At 71.4% G+C, this 19888-nt stretch carries 19 protein-coding genes; 13 read left to right on the top strand and 6 right to left on the bottom strand.

The genetic code is table 11. The features are described 5' to 3' along the window. The 10 genes from RAH40_RS12430 to RAH40_RS12385 are packed head-to-tail and all read left to right on the top strand — an operon-like array spanning position 1 to position 9874. Positions 1-1272, top strand: coding sequence for a lipopolysaccharide biosynthesis protein (locus RAH40_RS12430; protein WP_306597861.1), 1272 nt, complete (start codon positions 1-3; stop codon positions 1270-1272). Then, positions 1269-2423: an O-antigen ligase gene (locus RAH40_RS12425; RefSeq protein ID WP_306597860.1), complete on the top strand. Its 1155-nt coding sequence runs from the start codon at positions 1269-1271 to the stop codon at positions 2421-2423. The genes RAH40_RS12430 and RAH40_RS12425 overlap by 4 nt, the downstream gene beginning before the upstream one ends. Continuing rightward, on the top strand, positions 2420-3562 hold the full coding sequence (locus RAH40_RS12420; RefSeq protein ID WP_306597859.1) for a glycosyltransferase: 1143 nt from the start codon (positions 2420-2422) through the stop codon (positions 3560-3562). The genes RAH40_RS12425 and RAH40_RS12420 overlap by 4 nt, the downstream gene beginning before the upstream one ends. Further along, complete coding sequence (locus tag RAH40_RS12415) at positions 3559-4806, top strand: glycosyltransferase family 4 protein (RefSeq protein ID WP_306597858.1); 1248 nt, start codon at positions 3559-3561, stop codon at positions 4804-4806. The genes RAH40_RS12420 and RAH40_RS12415 overlap by 4 nt, the downstream gene beginning before the upstream one ends. Next, positions 4796-5803: a GNAT family N-acetyltransferase gene (locus RAH40_RS12410; RefSeq protein WP_306597857.1), complete on the top strand. Its 1008-nt coding sequence runs from the start codon at positions 4796-4798 to the stop codon at positions 5801-5803. The genes RAH40_RS12415 and RAH40_RS12410 overlap by 11 nt, the downstream gene beginning before the upstream one ends. 7 nt (positions 5804-5810) lie before the next feature. Continuing rightward, entirely contained in the window at positions 5811-6785 is a 975-nt protein-coding gene (locus tag RAH40_RS12405; RefSeq protein ID WP_306597856.1) for an ATP-grasp domain-containing protein, read from the top strand. Beyond that, on the top strand, positions 6782-7462 hold the full coding sequence (locus RAH40_RS12400) for an HAD family hydrolase (protein ID WP_306597855.1): 681 nt from the start codon (positions 6782-6784) through the stop codon (positions 7460-7462). Before RAH40_RS12405 ends, RAH40_RS12400 begins: the two co-directional genes overlap by 4 nt. Then, on the top strand, positions 7459-8070 hold the full coding sequence (locus tag RAH40_RS12395; protein ID WP_306597854.1) for a sugar transferase: 612 nt from the start codon (positions 7459-7461) through the stop codon (positions 8068-8070). Before RAH40_RS12400 ends, RAH40_RS12395 begins: the two co-directional genes overlap by 4 nt. Beyond that, positions 8067-8738: a PIG-L deacetylase family protein gene (locus RAH40_RS12390; RefSeq protein ID WP_306597853.1), complete on the top strand. Its 672-nt coding sequence runs from the start codon at positions 8067-8069 to the stop codon at positions 8736-8738. The genes RAH40_RS12395 and RAH40_RS12390 overlap by 4 nt, the downstream gene beginning before the upstream one ends. Positions 8739-8752: 14 nt before the next feature. Beyond that, a complete protein-coding gene (locus RAH40_RS12385) occupies positions 8753-9874 on the top strand; it encodes a DegT/DnrJ/EryC1/StrS aminotransferase family protein (RefSeq protein ID WP_306597852.1) in 1122 nt (373 codons plus the stop codon). Here RAH40_RS12385 and RAH40_RS12380 read toward each other — a convergent pair whose 3' ends face one another. Next, positions 9875-10162: a helix-turn-helix transcriptional regulator gene (locus RAH40_RS12380; RefSeq protein ID WP_306597851.1), complete on the bottom strand. Its 288-nt coding sequence runs from the start codon at positions 10160-10162 to the stop codon at positions 9875-9877. A 266-nt stretch (positions 10163-10428) separates the two neighbouring features. Here RAH40_RS12380 and RAH40_RS12375 point away from each other — a divergent pair, with 266 nt between their 5' ends. The 3 genes from RAH40_RS12375 (at position 10429) to RAH40_RS12365 (ending at position 14440) form a co-directional block, all read left to right on the top strand. Then, positions 10429-11877: a hypothetical protein gene (locus RAH40_RS12375; protein ID WP_306597850.1), complete on the top strand. Its 1449-nt coding sequence runs from the start codon at positions 10429-10431 to the stop codon at positions 11875-11877. A gap of 40 nt (positions 11878-11917) precedes the next feature. After that, positions 11918-13060, top strand: a complete 1143-nt coding sequence (locus RAH40_RS12370; RefSeq protein ID WP_306597848.1) for a hypothetical protein — start codon at positions 11918-11920, stop codon at positions 13058-13060. Positions 13061-13177: 117 nt separating this feature from the next. After that, on the top strand, positions 13178-14440 hold the full coding sequence (locus tag RAH40_RS12365) for a nitrogen regulation protein NR(II) (protein WP_306597847.1): 1263 nt from the start codon (positions 13178-13180) through the stop codon (positions 14438-14440). Here the strand turns inward: RAH40_RS12365 and RAH40_RS12360 are convergent. The 5 genes from RAH40_RS12360 to accC are packed head-to-tail and all read right to left on the bottom strand — an operon-like array spanning position 14437 to position 19883. Next, on the bottom strand, positions 14437-15672 hold the full coding sequence (locus tag RAH40_RS12360) for a beta-ketoacyl synthase N-terminal-like domain-containing protein (protein ID WP_306597846.1): 1236 nt from the start codon (positions 15670-15672) through the stop codon (positions 14437-14439). The genes RAH40_RS12365 and RAH40_RS12360 overlap by 4 nt on opposite strands. A gap of 10 nt (positions 15673-15682) precedes the next feature. After that, positions 15683-17014 carry a 3-hydroxyacyl-CoA dehydrogenase family protein gene (locus RAH40_RS12355; protein ID WP_306597845.1) on the bottom strand — a complete coding sequence of 444 codons (1332 nt, stop codon included), beginning with the start codon at positions 17012-17014 and terminating at the stop codon, positions 15683-15685. A gap of 12 nt (positions 17015-17026) precedes the next feature. Then, on the bottom strand, positions 17027-17803 hold the full coding sequence (locus RAH40_RS12350) for an enoyl-CoA hydratase/isomerase family protein (RefSeq protein WP_306597844.1): 777 nt from the start codon (positions 17801-17803) through the stop codon (positions 17027-17029). A 15-nt stretch (positions 17804-17818) separates the two neighbouring features. Then, complete coding sequence (locus RAH40_RS12345) at positions 17819-18352, bottom strand: biotin/lipoyl-containing protein (protein ID WP_306597843.1); 534 nt, start codon at positions 18350-18352, stop codon at positions 17819-17821. Between the two features lie 10 nt (positions 18353-18362). Beyond that, a complete protein-coding gene (gene accC / locus RAH40_RS12340) occupies positions 18363-19883 on the bottom strand; it encodes an acetyl-CoA carboxylase biotin carboxylase subunit (RefSeq protein ID WP_306597842.1) in 1521 nt (506 codons plus the stop codon). Between the last annotated feature and the right edge of the window lie 5 nt (positions 19884-19888).

Raw genomic sequence — 19888 nt, 5'->3', positions numbered from 1 at the left:
GTGCCGACCTCCTTCACGGGGTTCCGCCTGAAGGTCCTGCAGGTCGCGGGGGGCACCGCCGTGGCCCAGGGCCTCCTGGTGGCGGCCTCGCCCCTCCTGACGCGGCTCTACACGCCTGCCGACTTCGGCGTTCTGGTGGTCTACGTGTCCCTGGTCTCCCTGCTGGTGACCGTGGCCTCCCTGCGTTTCGAGCTGGCCCTGCCCCTGCCGGTGGGCGAGGCCGAGGCGGCGGGGCTGCTCCTGCTCTGCGTGGGCCTCGTGGCCCTCACCACGATCGCGGGCGCCCTGGCCATCCACCTGTTCCGGGACCGGATCCTGGGCTGGATGGAGGCGCCTGGCCTGGGGCCCTTCCTCTGGCTGGTGCCCGTGAGCACGCTGGGCGCCGGGCTCTACCAGGTGTTCACCTGCTGGGCCATCCGGAAGGAACGCTACGACCGCATCGCCAGAACCCGCATCACGCAGGGCCTGACCCAGCTGACGGTGCAGGTGGCCGCGGGGCTGCTGGGGCAGGGGCCCGCCGGGCTCCTGGCGGGGGACGCCCTGGGCCGCACCAACGGCACCCGGACCCTGGCCCTCCTGGACTGGCGCCGGGACTGGGCCCAGGTGCGCCGGGCGGGGCCCGCGGACCTGCTGGGCGCGGCGCGGCGCTACCGGCACTTCCCCCTCTATTCCAGCGGCACGGCCCTGCTGAACACCATCAACCTGCGCATGCCCGGGCTCCTCCTGGCCATCTGCTACGGGCCCGCGACCGCGGGCTGCTTCGCCCTGGCCCAGCGGGTCTTCGCGCTGCCCAGCTCCATCATCGGGGAGTCGGTGGCCCAGGTGTTCTTCGGGGAATCGGCGCAGCTGAAGGGGGCGAGCCTCATGCCGCTGTTCCGGGGCACCGTCAGGCGCATGTTCCTCCTGGGCCTGCCGCTCATGGCCCTGTCCTCGGCGGCGGGGTGGTTCCTCTTCCCGGCCATCTTCGGGGCGGCCTGGAAGAGCGCGGGGGTGTTTCTCGTGGCCATCGCACCCATGGCCCTGGCCCAGTTCACCGGGGCCTGCGTCTCCAGCGCCCTGGTGGTCCTGGAGCGCCAGGACCTCGCCCTCCTGCGGGAGGTGATCCGCTCCCTGCTCTTTTTCGGCGGCATCGGGGCGGCCTGGCTCCTGAAGTGGGACGCCCCGCGCGCGGTGGGCCTGTTCGGCCTGACGGGGACGCTTTCCTACGCCCTCTACGGGTGGATCACCTGGTACGCCATCCGGCGCCACGACCTGACCCGGGCGCTGCCATGAGGGCCTGGGCCGCGTCCAAGCGCGTCCCGGCGCGCTTCCTGGTGCTGGGGGCCTTCCTGTTCGCCGGGGTCCTGAAGGCCGGGCCCACGCTGTCGCGCCTGCCGGTGGACCTGACCCTCCTGGCCGGGGGCGGGCTCGCATGGGTCCTCCTCCGGGCCTGGATCGGGGGGGCCCGCGCCGCCTCCTGCCGGGGCCTCGGGCTCACCGGCCTCTGGTACGCCACCTTCCTGCCGGGGGCCGCGCTGGCCGCGCCCACGTCGTACGCCTTCCAGAAGGTGGCCACGCTCTTCAGCTTCAGCCTCCTGGCCTCCCTGGCCCCCTTCGTCCTCCTGCGGGAGCGGGAGGACCTGCGCCCCTTCCTGGACGCGGTGGCCTTCTTCTGCCTGGTGCTCACGGTGGACGGCCTCCTGGGCGCGGGCCAAGGCGCGCAGCGCCTGGAGACAGCCGGAGGCGGGACCATCGCCCTGGGGCGGTCGGCGGGGTTCCTCTTCCTCTTCGGCGCGCTCCTCCTCGCGCGGCCCGGGCCGGTGTCCCTGCCCATCCTGGGCCTCACCGGCGCCGCGGCCGTCGCGGCGGTCTTCTCCGGCTCCCGGGGGCCCATGGCGGGGGCCGTCGTGGCCCTGGCGCTGACCTTCGCGCTGGGTAGGCGCGGGGCGGGGATGGCGGTACGCAAGCTCCTGCTGTGCGGGGGGGCCCTGGCCCTGGCGGTGGGCCTCTCCCTGGCCCTGGCGCCCCCGGGCTCCCTCCGCCGCACCGCCAGCTTCCTGCGGGGCGAGTTCGGGTCCTCCGAGCAGTACCGCGCCCTGGCGGCCCGGGCCTCCTGGGAGCGCCTGGGGTCGGAACCCTGGGGCACAGGCTGGGGCGGATTCGCCGCCCTGGTGGATCTGGACGGGGGCACCGTCCGCCAATACCCCCACAACCTCCTCCTGGAGGTCACCCTCGAGTCCGGGTGGGCCTGCGGCGCCTGCACCGCGCTGGTGCTGGGGGCGGCCCTGGGCGCCGCCCGGGCGCGCGCGGACCGGCCGGAGGGCCGGATCCTTTTCGCGGGGCTGGTCTTCTGGATCATCAACGCCCTGGTGAGCGGGGACGTGAACGACAACCGGCCCCTCTTCGCGTTCGTCTCCGCCGCCCTTTGCCTGGGGGCCCCATGAGCCGCATGGCCGTGGTGACCACCGCCCATCCCTGGGGGGATCCCCGGGTCTTCGGACGCGAGCTGGCCGCGTGCCTGGAGTGGGGCCTGGAGGTGCACCTCTTCGCGGTGCCGCCGGCCCGGGAGGGCTGGCGCCCGGAGCCGGGGTTCCGGCTCCATCCCCTGCCGTTGCGCGCCAGCCGCCTGGGGCGGATCTGTTCGGCCCTGGGCGTCTGGCGCGCCGTGGTCCGGGAGGGCCCGTTCGAGGTGGTGCACTTCCACGACCCCGAGCTGCTGCCGGCCATGGCGCTCCTGGGTCTCCTGGCGCCGCGGACCTTCCTCCTCTACGACATCCACGAGGACCTGCCGCTGCAGTTCCGGTCCAAGGCGTACCTGCCCGCCTGGGCGCGGGAGCCCATGGCGCACCTGGGGGCCTGGGCCATGGGCCTGGCGGGGAGGGTCTTCGACGGCTTCGCCCCGGCCACCGAGGCCATCGCCCGCCAGTGGCCCCGGGCGTCCACCCGGGTGGTGCACAACTACCCCCGGGCGGTCTTCTGCGTCGCGCCCCGGGCGCCGGATCCGATGCGGGTGCTCTACATGGGCGGGCTCTCCCGGGGCAGGGGCATCCCCCTGGCCCTGGAGGCCATGCGCCTGGCCCGCGTGCGTCTTCCGGGCCTGCGCCTGGAACTGGCGGGCTGGATCCTGGAACCGGAGGTGGGACGCCTCGTGGCCGGGGCGGTCCGGGAAGGCTGGTGCCGCCACCTGCCCACCCTGGAGGCCGGGGCCCTGGCCGAGCACGCCGCGGGGGCCGGCATCGGCCTGGTGACCCTGCTCCCCCTGCCCAACTACCTGGAGTCCCTCCCCACCAAGCTCTTCGAGTACATGGCCCTGGGCGTCCCGGTGCTGGCCTCGGACTTCCCGCTGTGGCGCCGGCTGGTGGAGGAAAGCGGCGCCGGGCGCGTGGTGCGGCCGGAGCCCGGCCCCCTGGCCCGGGCGCTGGTGGAGATGGCCCGGGATCCCGAAGCCCTCCAGGCCTTCGCCCGGCGGGGGCGGGCCGCCTACCTGGAGCGGTACCGGTGGGAGGCCGAAGCCCCCAACCTCCGGTGGCACCTGGAGCGGGCCGGCGCCCTGGAACGGATCCCCTCGGAGGAAACCTCATGAACATCCTCATCGTCAATCCGTACGCGCTCGCCCCGGACCAGCCCGGGGGCACCCGCCACTTCTCCCTGGCCCGGGCCCTCATGGGCCTGGGGCACTCCGTGGTGATCGCCGCCTCCGGTTTCGACCACCTCACCCGCACCGCGTCCGTGCCCGCCGGGGAACCGGCTCGGCGCGAGACGCGGGAAGGCGTGACCTTCATCCGCCTGCGCACCCCCCCCTACCGGGACAACCGGGCCGGGCGGCTCTGGAACATGCTGGCCTTCGCGCGAAGCGTGGGGACGGTCCTCCCGCGCTTCCTGGGCACCTGGCCGGACGTGGTGGTGGGCAGCAGCCCCCACCCCTTCGGCGCCCGGGCCGCGCTGCGCCTGGCCCGGGGGCTGGGGGTGCCCTTCGTCCTGGAGATCCGGGACGTGTGGCCCCAGTCCCTCACCGCGGTGATGGGCGTGTCCCCCCTGCACCCCATCATCTGGGTCCTGGAGCGCATCGAGCGGGAGCTGTACCGGGGGGCGGACCACATCGTCACCCTCCTCCCCAAGGTGGCGCGGCGCGTGGCCGAGCGGGGCGGGGATCCCGGAACCATCACCTGGGTGCCCAACGGCATCGACCTGGCCATGGTTCCGCCCCTGGCCGAGCCCCGGGACGGGGACCCCTTCACGGTGATGTACGCGGGGGCCCACGGGGTCACCAACGCCCTGGACGTGCTGGTGGACGCCGCCGCCATCCTCCAGGGGCGCGCGCGGCTCCTGCCCCGGCGCCTGGCCCTGGTGCTGGTGGGCACCGGCCCCGAGAAGCCCCGCCTGGAGGCTCGGGCCCGGAGCCTGGGCCTGGCCAACCTCGCCTTCCGGCCCCCGGTGCCCAAGCGGGAGATCTACGCAACCCTGGGGCAGGCCGACGCGTTCTGGGTCAGTTCGGCGGACTCCGAGCTCTGGGAGCACGGCATCAGCTTCAACAAGCTCTACGACTACATGGCCATGGGGCGCCCCACCCTCATCGGCGTGCGCTGCTCCACCAACCCGATCCTCCTCTCCGGAGGCGGCCTCACGGTGCTCCCCGGCAGTGCCCCGGCCATGGCCGAAGGGGTGGAGCGGCTCCTGGCGGAGGGTCACGCGCGCCGCCTGGCGATGGGTGCGAAGGCGAGGAGCTTCGTGGAGGCCCACTTCGACGTGCGCAGGCTGGCGGAGGCCTTCGAGTCGGCCCTTCTGGAGGCCCTGGGGGCGGGTTGCGGAGGCACCCATGCGTCGTGAGTTCATCGGTCCCGGCGATCATGCCTGGACCTCGTTCCTGGAGTCGGCGCCCCACGACTTCTACCACCTCCCCGGCTACGTTGAACTCTGCGCCCGGCGGGACGGCGGCGAAGCCGCGGCCTTCCTGGCCGAGGAGGGCGGCTGCGCCATGCTCATGCCGCTGGTGCTGCGCCCCGTGCCGGGCACGGGGTGGCGCGACGCGTGCGCACCGTACGGCTACCCCTGTCCGCTGTTTGGCGGCGGGCCCTCTCCGGACACGGTCGGGGCCTTCCTCGGGGCCTTCGCAGAAACCGGCGCCGGCGAGGGCCTGGTGAGCGCCTTCTTCCGGTTGCATCCGCTGTTGCCGGGCCCGGCAGGTCCCTTCGAGCGGTTCGGCGCCCTCGTGGACCACGGCCAGACCGTCTTCCTGGACCTGGGACTCCCCGCCGAGGAGCTGGAGCGCCAGACCCGCGTGAACCACCGCGCCGATGCCCGCAAGCTCCTAGCCGGGGGGTTCCGGGTCGAGGTGGACGGCTGGGACCGGCTGGAGGGCTTCGTGGCCATCTACGAGGCGACCATGGCCTACCGGGGCTCGGGCGACGCCTACCGCTTCGACGCCGACTACTTCCGCGACCTGCGCAGGTGCCTGGGGGACCGCCTCCACCTGTGCATGGTGCTAGGCCCGGGGGGGGAGCCCGCGTCGGGAGGGCTGTTCACCAACGTGGACGGCCTGATGCAGTTCCACCTGGCCGGCACCGCCTCGGCCTACCGCAGGGCCGGCCCGGCCAAGCTCATGCTCCTGCACATGCGGGACCAGGCCCGGGACTGGGGCGCCCGGCGGCTCCACCTCGGCGGCGGGGTGGGCTGCGCCGAGGACTCCCTGGCCTTCTTCAAGCAGGGCTTCTCGCGCCTCCGGGCCCGCTTCTCCACCTACCGCATGGTCCTCCTCCCCGGGGTCTACCGGGAGCTCGCCGGGGACCCCGACGACGACTTCTTTCCAGCCTACCGCCACCCCTGAGGAGCCCATGGATCCCCTGAACCCCCGCCCCCTGACCCTGCTGCGCACCGCCGCGGGCTCCCCGCCCACGGTGACCCAGTACCGCGCCTTCCACGACCTGGGCTGCCGCATCGTGGCCGCCGACTGCGACGGGCGGAGCGTGGGCTTCCCCTTCGCGGACGCTTCCCATGTCGTTCCGCGCGTGGGCGATCCCGGCTACCTCGACCGCATGGTGGAGATCTGCCGGCTCGAGGCGGTCGACCTCTTCCTGCCCGCGCTGGACGAGGAGCTGGCGCTGTGCTCCATGCACCGCGCGCGGTTCGCCTCCATCGGCACCCGGGTCCTGGTGTCCGGGCCCGAGGCGCTGGCGGTGTGCACCGACAAGCTGCGGACCTTCGAGCTGTTCAGGGAGCTGGGGATCCCCACGCCCCGCACCCTGCCCGCGGCCGATTACCGGGAGGGCGCCTTCCCGTCCTATCCCGTGGTGGTCAAGCCCCGGGCCGGCCGGGGAGGCGCCGGGGTGCACCTGGCGCGCACCCATGCGGAGGCGGCCTTTTTCGCGTCCTACGTGGCCGGGGCGGTGGTGCAGGAGCACTGCCCGGGCGAGGAGCTGACCCTGGACGTGCTGGCGGACCTGGACAGCGAGGTGGTGATCCTCTCCCCGCGGAGGCGCCTGGCCGTGGACTCGGGCATCTCCTCCAAGGGCGCGACCTGCTGGAGGGACGATCTCCTGCCGCCGGTGCGGCGCATGGTCAAGGCCCTGGGCCTGGTGGGGCCTGTGAACGTGCAGTGCTTCGTCGACGGCGGTGCGCGCTTCACCGAGATCAACGCCCGGATCGCCGGCACCGCCATCCTCACCCAGGCCGCGGGGGTGCCCTACTTCCAGGGGATCCTGGACCTCTGCGAGGGGCGGGCCCCGGAACCCTGGCTCAAGCCGGCCGTGCCGCTGGTCATGTACCGGTACTGGGAGGAGTTCTTCCTGGCGCCCGGGGGCGGGGCATGAGCGGCACCCTGCTGGCGGTGGGCTTCGACCTGGACTACACCCTCTGGGACCACGGCGACTTCGCGGAGTCCTTCTTCGGCTCCATCGCCTGGGAGCTGGGGGGGCGCCTGGGCTGCAGCGGGCGCCGCGTCGAGCGCGTGCTGTCGGACACCCTGGCCAGGCTCACCCTGGGCCACCCGCGGGTCTTCGACGAGGCCCTGCGGCGCATGGGCATCGAGGACCCGGGCCTGGTGGCGGAGCTGGTGGACCGCTACCACCGGCACCGGCCCCCGCTGAGGCCCTACCCCGGTGCGCTCGATGCGCTGAGCCGGCTCCGGGACCGGGGCTACCGGACCTTCCTGGTCACCGACGGCATGAGCGACACCCAGCGGTACAAGGTCGAGGCCCTGGGCCTGCGGCCCTGGTTCGACGAGCTGGTCTTCACGGGGGACTTTCCCCGGATCCTCCGGAAACCCAGCCCGTTCCCGTTCCTCCTGGCCTGCCGGAGGCTGGGCGTGAGGCCCCGGCAGTGCGCCTACGTGGGGGACAACCCCCTGTGCGACTTCGAGGGGCCCATGCGCCTGGGGATGCTCACCATCGGCGTGCCGACGGGACCCTTCGCGGGGCGGCCGGTGCCGCCGGGGCAGTCCCCCGAGCGGCTCGTGACCGATCTCCGGGACCTCGGGGGCCTCCTGTGAGCGGGCTCAAGCGCGTTTTCGACGTGGCCGGGAGCCTCGCGCTGCTGGCGGTCCTGGGGCCCGTCCTGGCCGGGGCGGCCCTGGCCGTGGCACGGGACGGACCCGGGCCCGTCCTCTTCAGGCAGCGGCGCCTGGGCCTGCGGGGCCGCCCCTTCACCATCCTCAAGTTCCGGACCATGGCCGCCGGGGACCCGGAGGCTGAGACCCGCCGCGACGATCCTCGCATCACCCGGGCGGGGGCGGTGCTGCGGGCCTGGCGCATCGACGAGCTGCCCCAGCTGGTGAACGTGCTGCGGGGGGAGATGAGCCTCGTGGGGCCGCGGCCCCTCCTGGAGCGCTTCCTGCCCTACTACTCCGCCCTGGACCTCCGCCGCCTGGAGGTGCCTCCGGGGATGACCGGGTGGCAGCAGGTCAACGGCGCCTCCCGCCACGGCTGGCGGGAGCGGGTGGAGCTGGACGTCTGGTACGTGGACCACCGGAGCTTCCTGCTGGACCTGTGGATCCTGCTGCGCACCGTGGGCGTGGTGCTGCGCGCCGACACCGCCTACGCCCCGGACGGGTCCCAGCGCAGCGGAATCCCCGACGGGGCCCCCCGGGAGCGGCCATGAGGCCCGTCATCAAGCTCGTGCTGGCCCCCCATGCGGACGACGAGGTCCTGGGGCTGGGGGGCTCCATCGCGCGGTGGGCCCGGGAGGGCCACGCCGTGCACGTGGTGGTGGCCACCCGGGGCTACCCCCCCGTTTGGTCCCCCGAGGAGGAGAACGCCTGCCGCGCGGAGGCCCTGCGGGCCCATGCCCGGCTGGGGGTGGCCTCGGCCCGGTTCCTCGACCTGCCGGCCGCGGAGCTGGACACGCTCATGCACCGGGAGCTGAACCACCACCTCCTGGAGGCGGTGCGGAGCCTTTCTCCCGAGGAGCTGTACCTGCCCTTCCCGGGCGACCTGCACCGGGACCACCAGCTGGTGTTCCATTCGGCGCTGGTGGCCGCGCGCCCCGGCAGCCCCGGCTTCCCGCGCAGGCTCTACGCCTACGAGACGCTTTCCGAAACCAACTGGAACGCGCCGCAGCTGACTCCGGGTTTCATCCCCAACCACTTCGTGGACATCAGCGGCACCCTGGAGGACAAGCTGGACGCCTTCGCCCTGTTCCGGTCCCAGGTCCGGCCGCCGCCCCACGAGCGCTCCCTCGGAACGCTTCGCGCCCTGGCCGTCCTGAGGGGCGCAACCGTGGGCCTGGCGGCGGCCGAGGCCTTCGTCACCATTCGCACCGTCGCCTGACGGGGAGGGATCCCATGCTCCGAACTTCCGAAATCTCCATGTCCAGCGCCGACCTGGACGAGAGCGACATCCGCTCCGTCGTGGAGGTCCTGCGCGGCGGGCGCCTCGCCCTGGGCCCCGTGGCCTCCGCCTTCGAGGCGGCCGTGGCCGCCTACGCCGGGGTGGCGCACGCCGTCGCGGTGAGCTCGGGCACCGCCGCCCTTCACCTCGTCATCAAGGCCCTGGGGCTGGGCCCTGGGGACGAGGTGCTGGTGCCCAGCTTCACCTTCGCCGCCTCGGTCAACGCCATTCTCTACGAAGGCGCCACGCCCGTGTTCGCCGAGGCGGAGCCCGTCACCTTCAACCTGGACGTGGACGACCTGGAGCGCCGGGTCACCCCCCGCACCCGGGCCATCCTGGCCGTGGACGTCTTCGGCCATCCCGCCGAGTGGGACGGCCTGGCCCGGGTGGCGCGCCGGCACGGGCTGATCCTGGTGGACGACTGCTGCGAGGCCCTGGGCGCCGAGTACCGGGGCCGCAGGCTGGGCTCCTTCGGCGCCGCCGGCGCCTTCGCGTTCTACCCCAACAAGCAGATCACCACCGGGGAGGGGGGAATGGTCGTCACCTCCGACCCGCGCCTGGCCTCCCTCTGCCGCAGCCTGGCCAACCAGGGGCGGGAGGAGGGCGCCGGCTGGCTCCACCACGGCCTCCTGGGCCACAACTACCGCATGGACGAGATGAGCGCCAGCCTGGGCCTGAGCCAGATGGCGCGCCTGGAGAACATCCTGGCCCGCCGCGAGCGGGTGGCGACGATGTACGGCGAGCGCCTGCACCGCGTGCCCGGCGTCCAGCCCCCCAGGATCCTGCCCCACGTCCGCGTGAGCCGGTTCGTGTACGTGGTGACCCTGGACGAGGGCCTCGACCGGGACCGCACCATCGAGGCCATGGCGGCCGAGGGCGTCCCCGCCCGGGGCTACTTCGCCCCCATCCACACCCAGCCCTACATCCGCGAGCGCCTGGGGAACCTGGCGGGGACCCTCCCGGTCACCGAGCGCCTGGCGCGACGCACCCTGGCCCTTCCGTTTCACAACCGCCTCGGGGAGGCCGACGTGGACCACGTGCTGGCGGTGCTTGGGAGGAGCCTGCGGAAGGGCTGATCAGCCCAGGGTCCGGGTGATTTCCGCCGCCAGTTCCCCGGGTCCCTGCTGAAGGTCCTGGCGGGCCTCCAGGTCGGCAAGGCTGGCGGGGTCGGAAGGCCGCGGCGCCCCGGCGAAATCCTCGAGGCGGCCCAGGGCGAACGCCACCTTCAGGACCAGGTCCAGGGAGGCGGATCCGGTGGTTTCGAACCGCTTCAAGGAGGCGCTGGTCAGGCCTGCCCGTGCCGCGAGGGTCTCCCGGGTCCAGGGTTCCCGGAGCCGGAGCGATTTCGCCCGCCCGGCAAGCATCCTGCTGATTTCCCCTTCACTCCGCCCATCCGGATGGCGTTCGCCTGTCCCGATTCTGGATTCCGGATCCAGGATCGGGAATCGTCGATGGGAGACGAATATTTAAACACTGCAATTAAAGGACAAACCATTCTCTGCCAGGCTGGCACCGCCCTTGCTCCTTCCCGATAGCCCAACCCTGCCGGGTGAGGCGACCGAGGGAACCACGGACTGGTTTGCGATTCGGCCCGCCGCCGTTCCGGCGGGGCCCTGGAGGAGGTGCGCCCATGAAAACGCTCAACACCGTTCTGTTCACCACGAGCCTTGTGGCCCTTGGCTGTTCGGGGCAGTCCGCCCAGGGCACAAGCACCCCCAAGGCCGCCAACCCCCAGGTGACCGCGCCCGCCCCGGTGACCCTAGGCCCGACGGTGGCCGACACCGGCACCATCCGCACCCCGGCCCTGGTATCCGCGGGCATGACCCAGATCCAGGCCTTCGTCCCGACCCAGCCCGGCGCCACCTACCTGTGGTCGGTGGGAAACGGGACCCTCCCCGGCGTGGCGACGAACGCCGCGGTCTACTACAACGCCCCGGCCTCCGGCGTGGTCGCCCTTGCCTGCACCGTCACCCTGGCGGGGGTGGCGACCACCACCACCCAGACCGTGCCGGTGGTGCCCGTCATGCCCGTCACGCCGTTCTTCTACGGTTCGGGCTTCAGCGCCGACTCCCTGGCCAACACGGTCGTGGGCGGGCCCAGCGCCAACGTGGTGAGCTACCGCTTCCAGGCCAAGCACACCACGCCCCTGGAGGGCTTCCGCATCTTCTTCATCTGGTCGTCCACGAAATCCGGCTACAACGCGGGCCTGGGCGGCACGGTGCGGGTGGACCTCCTGGCCGACGACGGGACCGGCGCCCACCTGCCCACCGGGCCTGCGCTGGCCTCCACCTCGTACGGAAATATCATCCCCCAGAACAACTTCTACCCGAAGCTCACCTTCCCCAACCCGGTGGCCCTCACCGGCGGGGGCCTCTACCATCTGGTGTTCACGAACATCGACCAGGATCCCGTCGCCAACTACATCTCCCTGGACACCCTCTACACCAACGCCCAGACCGCGCCCATGCAGCCCGTCACCAGCGACGCCACCTTCGCGGTGCTCTTCAAGCCCGCCGGGGGCGCCTGGAGGGTCCGGCAGGGCTACACCCCCACGCTGGAGCTGGACTACACCACCGGCAGCCAGGGCAACGGCTACATGGAAGTGTGGTCCACCAACCCCAAGTCCATTTCCGGGGCAGCCTCCGTGCGGGAGACCTTCAAGGTCACCGGGCCCAGCCGGGACTTCAGCAAGGTCAACGTGCGCCTCAGCCGAACCAGCGGCTCCGGCCCCTTGACGGTGCGGGTGGAGGAGGCGGACGGCACCCTCGTGGACCAGGCCGCCCTCCCCGCCGCCCTGTTCCCCCAGGGCGTCCCCACCTGGGTCACCGCCACCTTCCCCCTCAGCCACGTGCTCAATACGGGCGTCGCCTACAACCTGGTCCTGGCCTGTGCCGCGGACACGTCCTTCTCCGCCTTCCCCATGCGCAAGGGCCGGGACAAGGGGTTCGCCAACACGACCTTCTTCCCCGACGGCTACGCCCAGTTCACCACCACCGGCGCCACCGGCTGGCAGGGCTGGGACATGTGGGGCACGCCGAACCTCACCTTCAGCGATCTGCAGTTCGCCTTCGTACCCTGAGCGTCCCGGGCGGCATCCAAGCTCCGACGATCGTGATGCCATGCGTGTGCCGGCCCTCCTGCTGCTTCCCCTGCTTCTCCAGGCCCAGGCCGGGTTCTACGGGCCTTGTATCCAGGGGGATTCCCTGGCGAACACCCCCATCGGCCCGTCGGGCAACCAGGTTAGCTATCGTTTCCGCGCCGGGCCGGGCGGCCCCCTCCTGGGCGTCCGGCCGTTCCTCATCTGGAGTTTCCGCAAGGCCGGCTACCACGGCGGCACAGGCGGGACCCTTCGCATCGAGATCCAGCCGGACGACGGCACCGCCTCCCATGCCCCCTCGGGCCGGGTGCTGGCCACCAGCCGGCAGACGCTCAACCTGGTTCCCGCCAGCGACCGGTTCTACCCCCTCATCGCCTTCGACCGGGAGCCGGTGCTGAAGGCCGGAAGCCTCTACCATGCCGTTTTCTCCAACGTGGACCCCCGCGGGGCCGTGAACTTCGTCTCGGTCAACGCCATCTTCTCCCGCACCCGGGAGACCCCCGCCCAGCCCGCCCTGCCGGACGAGGACTGGGCCATGCTCTTCCGGAATTCGGCGCACCCCCGCTGGGAGCCCCGGCGCACCCCGGGCACGTCCGAAGCGTTCACGCCGATCCTGGAGGTCTACTACGAGGGCGGCGGGTCCCAGGGGGTGGGGTACCTGGAGTTCTGGATGGGGGCGCCCCGGCCCATCGGAGGGACCGCCACGGTGGGCGAGGTCTTCACGGCCACGGGAACCACCCGGAAGGTGGAGGCCGTTCACCTGCGGGTCCGGCGGCTGGCCGGAAGGGGGCCCTTGGCGGCGCGGCTGGAATCCCGCGAGGGCCAACCCCTGGCGGAGGCCTCCTGCCCGGAAGCCGTCCCGGCGGCCAGCGCCTCCTGCGCCCTGGGCGGGTGCGGCTGGGTGGAGGCCGTCTTCCCGCGGCCGCCGCCCAGTCTCCAGGTGGGCCACACCTACCGCCTGGTGCTGGCGGCCCGGGGGGATGGGCGCTTTGAGGCCTTCCCCATGCGGAAAGGGTCGGACAAGGGGTTCACCACAGCCACCGTATTCGGGGATGGTCATGCTGAGTTCAATGACGGGGAGGGATGGAAGGGCTGGACCCAGTGGGGGCAGCCGAACAGGATGGATTCGGATCTGCAGTTTTATTTCAAGGTATCTAAAAAATGAGATCCAGGGGGGCGGTATGGGTTGCGGCATGTTATTAATTAATAATACTGAAGGGTGCGCCGATCTCCGGCCCCATCCGAGCGTCGTCACCCAATGCGCATACCGTGGTTGCAATCCGTGTTCTCCCGATCAGGCCCGGGACTGGGCTGGGGACTCCTGGCTGCCTGTGCCCTCATCGCAGCCTTCGGGCTGGTGGCTGCAAACCGGCTGAACGAGGGAATCGAGCGAACGCTGCTCCTGGCGGCGGCCCTGATGGCGGCCGCCTTCATGCCCGTATTGGCCTTCGAAGTGCGCCATGCCCACCGCGCGAAACGGGACGACCGGGCCCTGGTGAAGGCCTTCCAGGGCTCGCCCCTGCCCATCTTCGCCCTGGACCGGGAGGGCCGGATCCAGCGGTATTGGAACCCGGCGGCCGAAAGCCGCTTCCGGCTCGCCGCCGCTGAGGTGATGGGCCGGCCCATGCCCGTGGCCCTGCCCGGCCTGGGGCAGGAGCTCGGCCACCTCCTGGAGCGGGCCTTCCTCGGGGAGCCCATCGGCGGCATCCAGGGCCAGGGAAGGCCCAGCGCCGGCCCCGCCTTCCCCCTGACCCTCCACATGACCCCCCTCCGCGGGGCAGGCAACCGCGTGGAAGCCGTGCTGGTGATCCTCCTCGACGCCACCGAGGCCCGGAACCTCGAGCAGCAGCTCCTGCACAGCCAGAAGCTGGAGACCGCGGGGGAGTTCCTGAGCAGCGTCACCCACGACGTCAACACCATCCTCACGAGCATCCTGGGCTGCAACGAGCTCCTGCTCCGGGATCCCCACCTGAGTCCCGAGCAGAAGCGCCGGCTGGAGGTCATGAGGAGAGGCGCAAGCCGGGGCCATGCCCTGGCGGCCCGCCTCCTGCGGTACGTGCGCAAGGCCCCGACCGAGCGTCAGTGCACGGACCTGAACGAACTGGTGCTGGAGGTCGCCGCGCTTCTCAAGGAATCGGCCGGTTCCTCGGTGAGCTTCCGGTGCCAGCTGGATCCGGACTTGCCGGCCCCCCTGGTGGAGCCCACCGAGATCCACCAGGTGATCATGAATCTGGGCACCAACGCACGGGACGCCATGCCCGGGGGCGGGGACCTCACCTTCCGCACCCGCCTGGCAGGTCCGGGGGAGGCCCCCGGCCTGCCGCGCCCCGTGGTCCTCCTGGAGGTCCAGGACACGGGCACGGGGATCCCGGCGGAGGTGCTGGGGCGCATGTTCGAGCCCTTCTTCACCACCAAGGGGGCAGGCAAGGGCACAGGCCTCGGCCTGGCGGTGGTGGACCGCATCGTCAAGGCCCACGGGGGCCAGGTGCGCTGCTCCAGCCGGGAAGGGGAGGGCGCGCTGTTCCAGGTCTTCCTGCCCTGCTAGCGTTTGAGGATCATCGACACCACGGTCTTGTCGTTGCCGCCCATGGACACCAGGATGCCGTGGTCCTTCTTCACGTCCACCTGGTAACCGGCCGCCCGGCCCGTGAGCTGGCGCCACAGATCCACGGCCATGCGCACGCCGGTGGCGCCGGTGGGGTGGCCGTAGCCCACGAGGCCGCCGCCCGTGTTGGTGGGCCAGCGCCCGTCGCGGCGGGTGAGGCCCTCCAGCACGGCGTCGGCGCCGCCCCCGGGCCCGGCCATGCCCAGGGCCTCGGTGAGCAGCACGCCCGATACGGTGAAGCAGTCGTGGACCTCGGCTACGCCCATGTCGGCGATGCCGGTGCCGGCCATGGCCATGGCCTGCTCGGCGGCCCTGCGGCAGGTGGTCATCTCCGTGAGGTCGGGCGGGGGCGCCGTGAGGTTGGCGGCCATCTGGCCGTACCCGGCCAGCTCCACCACGTCCTGCCGGGCCAGCCCGAGGCGGCGCCAGCCCTCCTCGGAGGCCACGATGATCGAGGCCGCGCCGTCGGAGACCTTGGAGCAGTCGAAGAGGTTCAGGTGGTCGGTGAAGCCCTTGGGATTGGGCGGGGTGAGGCCCTGGGCCACGAGGTCCGCCGTCCTGTTGAAGTGCTCCTGGGCGTCGGGGTTGAGCCGGGCGGACTCCACGGCGTTGCGGTACCAGTGGGCGAAGGCCTGCCGGGCCTTCTCCGGGCCCACCTTGGCGGAATACGCCCCGGCGCGGTCGGAGAACTTCCCGGGGAAGAAGTAGGTGTGGCCGTCCTTGCGCTCCCCGTCGTACCACCCGGCCCCGGCGAGGAAGTCGGCGCAGTAGATGGCCTTGACGGTGTTCTGCACCTCCACGCCCATGACCAGCACGGCGTCGGCCATGCCGCTGAGGACGCTCTTGACCGCCGAGGCCAGGGCGAGGCCGCCGGAGGCGCAGGCCCCCTCCACCCGCAGGCTGGGCTTGTACTCCAGCGCGGGGTGGACGATGGTCATGAGCGAACCCAGGTGGCCCTGGCGGTTGAACCGCGCGGCCATGAAGTTGCCGATGACGCTCTCGTCGATGGCTTCGGGGTCCCCGACCTGGGCCAGGGTGGCCGCGCCGGCCTGGCGGATGTAGTGGTCCAGGCCCGGCCTCGGGGTCCGGGGATTGAACTCGGGGCGGCCGGTGCCCAGGCTCATGGTGTAGGCGCCTGCGGCGAGGTAGACGGGCTTGTGCATGGTCTTCATGGCTCTTCTCTCAGTCCAGGTAGTCGTTGACGGGGCCGTACAGGTGGAAGAAGCCCAGGGTCAGGACGGCGTTCACGTCCTCGGCCCGGGCCGCCACGCCCTGGCGCACCAGGTCCAGGGCGACCTCCCGGCTGTCCTCCACGTGGTTCCGGGCCATGCCGGCGCCCAGGGAATCCAGGCCCTTGAGGGCCTTGAAGTAGGCGCGCAGCTTCTCCTCCCTGCCGGCATCCCGGGAGAGGCCCTTCCAGGTGAGGGACGGGTCGGGGTGGGGCCCCAGGCGCCCGTCCAGGTCCGCCGTGAAGGCGGCGTCCATGGGCACGTAGTCCCGGATGGCCGGATCGAAGATGCCCACGGGGCGGCCCTTCTCGTAGCGCAGGAAGCCGTCCTTCTGGGCCCCGGAGGAGGTCTGGCCGCCCTTGACGCCCATCTCCAGGAACGCGTCCACCAGGTCGGAATGGAGGCCCTCCTTAAGGTACTTGTCCATGACCCGCAGGATCAGCTGGAACACGTCGATGCCCACGTAGTCGATGAGCTGGAACATGCCCATGGGCCGCAGGAGCCAGTCCCGGCTCACCTTCTCGACCATGTACACGGCCTGGACGAAGCCGTAGTCCTCGGCGAGGTGCTCCATCTCGCGGATGCAGTGGAGGCCGTCCCGCATGAAGTGGCCGTTGCCGATGAAGCCGGCGATGTCACGGGCCGGCACGGTCTTCTTGCGCAGCACCAGGGCCAGTTCCTCCGAAGCGGCCACCAGGTCGGGGTCGCAGCCCTCGGGGGGGATCAGCTCGACCAGCTTCTGGACCGCGGGCGGGTTGTAGAAGTGGAAGCCGATCATGCGGCCCTGGATGCCGCAGTGGTCGGTGAGCACGTGGAGGGGGATGCTGGAGGTGTTGGTGAGGAACCAGGCCGAAGGCGGACACAGCACGGCCAGCTCGTTGTAGATCTGGAACTTGATCTCCTCCTTCTCGAAGGCTGCCTCGAAGACCAGAAGGGCGTCCTTGGCCAGGGCCAGGGTCTTGCCCGTGCGCACGTGGAGCATGACCTCGGCCACGAACTCGTCGACCATCTCGGCGTTCTCCACCAGGTCGCGCCGGTCCTTGTACAGGGCGCGCAGGCGGTTCATCTGCCGCTCCCCGTCCTTGCGGGCCTGGTCGCGCACGTAGCGCAGCAGGCCCTGGAGGCCGGCGTCGTTCATGTCGATGAGGCTGAGAACGAAGGTGGCCTGCCGGTCCTCCAGGGCGCGGTAGGCCAGTTCCAGGGCGAGCAGCAGGGCGATGCCGCTGCCCATCTTGCCCGCGGCGCCGACCACGGCGACGTTCTGCATTCGGGTGTTCAGGTCCATTTGGAATTACCTCTACTTGCCCAGGAACCGGGCGGGTCGTTTGTCGATGAAGGCCTGCATGCCTTCCTTCTGGTCGAGCGTGGAAAAGGTCCGGGAGAAGAGCTCGGCCTCCAGGGCGAGGCCGTGGGCCAGGGGGCCGTCGGTGCCCTCGTTCACGGCCCGCTTGACGCTGGAGACCGCCACCGGGGCCTTGGCGGCGATGGCGGTGGCGATCTCCATGCAGCGGGGCATGAGGTTCTCCGGCGCCACCACCTCGTTGAAGAGGCCCAGTTCCAGGCCCCGGGCGGCGCTGATCACCTCGCCCGTGAAGAGGAGGTACTTCGCTGCGGACCGCCCCAGGATGCGGGCCAGCCGCTGGGTGCCCCCGAAGCCGGGGAGGACGCCCAGGTTCGCCTCGGGCTGGCCGGCCTTGGCCTTCTCGCTGGCGATGCGGATGTCGCAGGTCATGGCCAGCTCGCAGCCGCCGCCCAGGGCGTAGCCGTTGATCGCGGCGATGACGGGGTGCGGGTAGTCCTCGATGAGCGTGAAGATCCGCTGGCCGCGCTGGGCGAAGCTCCGGGCCTCCACCGGCGTGAACGCCGCCATGGCCTTGATGTCGGCCCCGGCCACGAAGGCCTTGCCCGCTCCGGTGAGGATCACGGCGCGGATCGAGGGGTCGCGCCCCAGCGCGAGGAAGGCCTCCTCGAGACCCGCGAGGATCCCGTCGTCCAGGGCGTTGAGTACCTCCTGGCGATCGATCGTCACGATGCCGATGCCGTTCTCGATGACAAGTCTCACATGGTCGCTCATGTCGTCTCCGTGCCTTCAACCGGTGGGGAACTGCGGTTCCCAGGGCTCCACCACCAGCAGGGGGTCGCCGGCGGCCACGGCCACGCCCTCGCGGGCGGTGACGGAGGCCACGATCCCGTCGATGGCGGACTTGAGCTCGTTCTGCATCTTCATGGCCTCGAGGATCAGCACCACCTGGCCAGCGACGACGCGGTCCCCGGGCTGGACCAGGACGGCCCTCACGTTGCCGGCCATGGGGGACTTCATGTCCTGCCGGCCCGTGGCGCCCTTGCTCATCTTCATGGCCAGCTTCTTCTTCTTCTCCTCCACCATCTCGACCTCGTAGTGGTCGCCCTTGATGAAGACGTCGAACACGTCGCCGTCGGGCCTGGCGTCCACGTCCACCTCGAAGGAGCGGCCGTCGATGATCAGGGAGTAGATGTTGGGCTGGGGCTCCAGGAAGTCGACGTGGTACTCCGCCTCGCCCAGGGTCACCGTGAAGATGCCCGGGCGGGGTTCCACGACTTTCGCCTTGGTGGTGCGGCCTTGGTGGGTGCCGATGTAGACCATGGCTATCTCCTCAGAATCCCGGATCCCGCTTGACCCTGCCGCTGGCCTTCCAGGCCGAGACGTCCCCCGCCGGGCCGCCCTCGCCGCCGACCCGGCCCAGCGCCTTCTCCTTGTCCCTGCGGTAGGCCCCGATGGCCGCGGCCACCAGCGCGATGTCCTCGTTGGGCTTTTCCCGGGCCTCGTCGAGGGGCTGGAACTCGTTGTCGATGAAGTTGGTGTCGATGTCCCCGGAGAGGAAGCGTTCGTTCTTCAGCATGCGGGCGTGGAAGGGGATGGTGGTCTTGATGCCCTTCACGGCGTATTCCGACAGGGCCCGCTGCATGCGGGTGATCATGCGCTCCCGGGTGCTGCCCCAGACCACCAGCTTGCTGAGCATGGGGTCGTAGTGGATGGGCACGTCCAGGCCCTCGTACATGCCGGACTCGTCCCGCACCCAGGGGCCGCCCGGGACCCGCAGGCCGATGATCCTGCCCGGCGTGGGAAGGAAGCGGTTGTCGGGGTCCTCGGCGTAGATGCGGCATTCGAGCGCGTGGCCGTGGCACGGGATGTCCTCCTGCCGGAAGGGCAGGACGTAGCCCGCAGCGCTGCGGATCATCTCCTTGCACAGGTCGATGCCCGTGATCATCTCGGTGATGGGGTGCTCCACCTGGAGGCGCGTGTTCATCTCGAGGAAGAAGAACTCCCTGGACTTGCCCGAGACGATGAATTCCACCGTGCCCGCCGAGTCGTAGTCCACGGCCCGGGCCGCCTTGATGGCGGCCTCGCCCATGGCCTTGCGCATCACGGGGTCCACGATGGTCGAAGGGGCCTCCTCGATGACCTTCTGGTGCCGGCGCTGGATGGAGCACTCGCGCTCCGGGCAGTAGATGAGGTTGCCGTGCTTGTCGCCCAGCACCTGGATCTCGATGTGCCGGGGGTTCTCGATGTACCGCTCCATGTAGACCGCGTCGTCGCCGAAGGACGCCAGGCTCTCGGACTTGGCGGCGCGGTAGGCGGCCACCACGTCCTCGCGGCGCAGGATCTGGCGCAGGCCCTTGCCGCCGCCGCCGGCGGCGGCCTTCATCATGATGGGAAACCCGATCCGGTCGGCCCATTCCAGGGCCTGGTCCTCGGACTGGAGGTTCTCCCGCATGCCGGGCACCAGGGGCACCCCCATCTCGAAGACCGCCACCCGGGAGGTGGTCTTGTTGCCCATGACGCGGATGGCCCTGGGATTGGGCCCGATGAAGGTGACGCCCTGGGCGGCGCAGGCCTCCGCGAAGGCCACGTTCTCCGACAGGAACCCGTAGCCCGGGTGGATGGCGTCGGCGCCGCACTTCGCGGCCACCTCGAGAATCCGGTCGTAGCGCAGGTAGGAATCCCGGCTGGGGGCGGGCCCGATGCAGTAGGCCTCGTCCGCCGCCCTCACGTGCAGGGCGGCCCGGTCCGCCTCGGAGTAGACGGCCACGGTGGGCACCCCCAGCTCCTTGCAGGCGCGGATGACCCGGATGGTGATCTCGCCCCGGTTGGCGATGAGAATCTTCTTGAACATGGTCG

The sequence above is a fragment of the Geothrix sp. 21YS21S-2 genome (assembly GCF_030846775.1).
Classification (GTDB): Bacteria; Acidobacteriota; Holophagae; order Holophagales; family Holophagaceae; genus Mesoterricola.
This window is presented reverse-complemented; position numbering and strand designations above follow the sequence as displayed.

Coding starts and splice junctions, on each gene's coding strand:
- RAH40_RS12405 (WP_306597856.1), top strand. CDS start 5,811: ATGGATCCCCTGAACCCCCGCCCCCTGACCCTGCTGCGCACCGCCGCG.
- RAH40_RS12400 (WP_306597855.1), top strand. CDS start 6,782: ATGAGCGGCACCCTGCTGGCGGTGGGCTTCGACCTGGACTACACCCTC.
- RAH40_RS12345 (WP_306597843.1), bottom strand. CDS start 18,352: ATGGTCTACATCGGCACCCACCAAGGCCGCACCACCAAGGCGAAAGTC.
- RAH40_RS12360 (WP_306597846.1), bottom strand. CDS start 15,672: ATGAAGACCATGCACAAGCCCGTCTACCTCGCCGCAGGCGCCTACACC.
- RAH40_RS12375 (WP_306597850.1), top strand. CDS start 10,429: ATGAAAACGCTCAACACCGTTCTGTTCACCACGAGCCTTGTGGCCCTT.
- RAH40_RS12370 (WP_306597848.1), top strand. CDS start 11,918: ATGCGTGTGCCGGCCCTCCTGCTGCTTCCCCTGCTTCTCCAGGCCCAG.
- RAH40_RS12385 (WP_306597852.1), top strand. CDS start 8,753: ATGCTCCGAACTTCCGAAATCTCCATGTCCAGCGCCGACCTGGACGAG.
- RAH40_RS12390 (WP_306597853.1), top strand. CDS start 8,067: ATGAGGCCCGTCATCAAGCTCGTGCTGGCCCCCCATGCGGACGACGAG.
- RAH40_RS12380 (WP_306597851.1), bottom strand. CDS start 10,162: ATGCTTGCCGGGCGGGCGAAATCGCTCCGGCTCCGGGAACCCTGGACC.
- accC (WP_306597842.1), bottom strand. CDS start 19,883: ATGTTCAAGAAGATTCTCATCGCCAACCGGGGCGAGATCACCATCCGG.
- RAH40_RS12355 (WP_306597845.1), bottom strand. CDS start 17,014: ATGGACCTGAACACCCGAATGCAGAACGTCGCCGTGGTCGGCGCCGCG.
- RAH40_RS12410 (WP_306597857.1), top strand. CDS start 4,796: ATGCGTCGTGAGTTCATCGGTCCCGGCGATCATGCCTGGACCTCGTTC.
- RAH40_RS12350 (WP_306597844.1), bottom strand. CDS start 17,803: ATGAGCGACCATGTGAGACTTGTCATCGAGAACGGCATCGGCATCGTG.
- RAH40_RS12425 (WP_306597860.1), top strand. CDS start 1,269: ATGAGGGCCTGGGCCGCGTCCAAGCGCGTCCCGGCGCGCTTCCTGGTG.
- RAH40_RS12415 (WP_306597858.1), top strand. CDS start 3,559: ATGAACATCCTCATCGTCAATCCGTACGCGCTCGCCCCGGACCAGCCC.
- RAH40_RS12420 (WP_306597859.1), top strand. CDS start 2,420: ATGAGCCGCATGGCCGTGGTGACCACCGCCCATCCCTGGGGGGATCCC.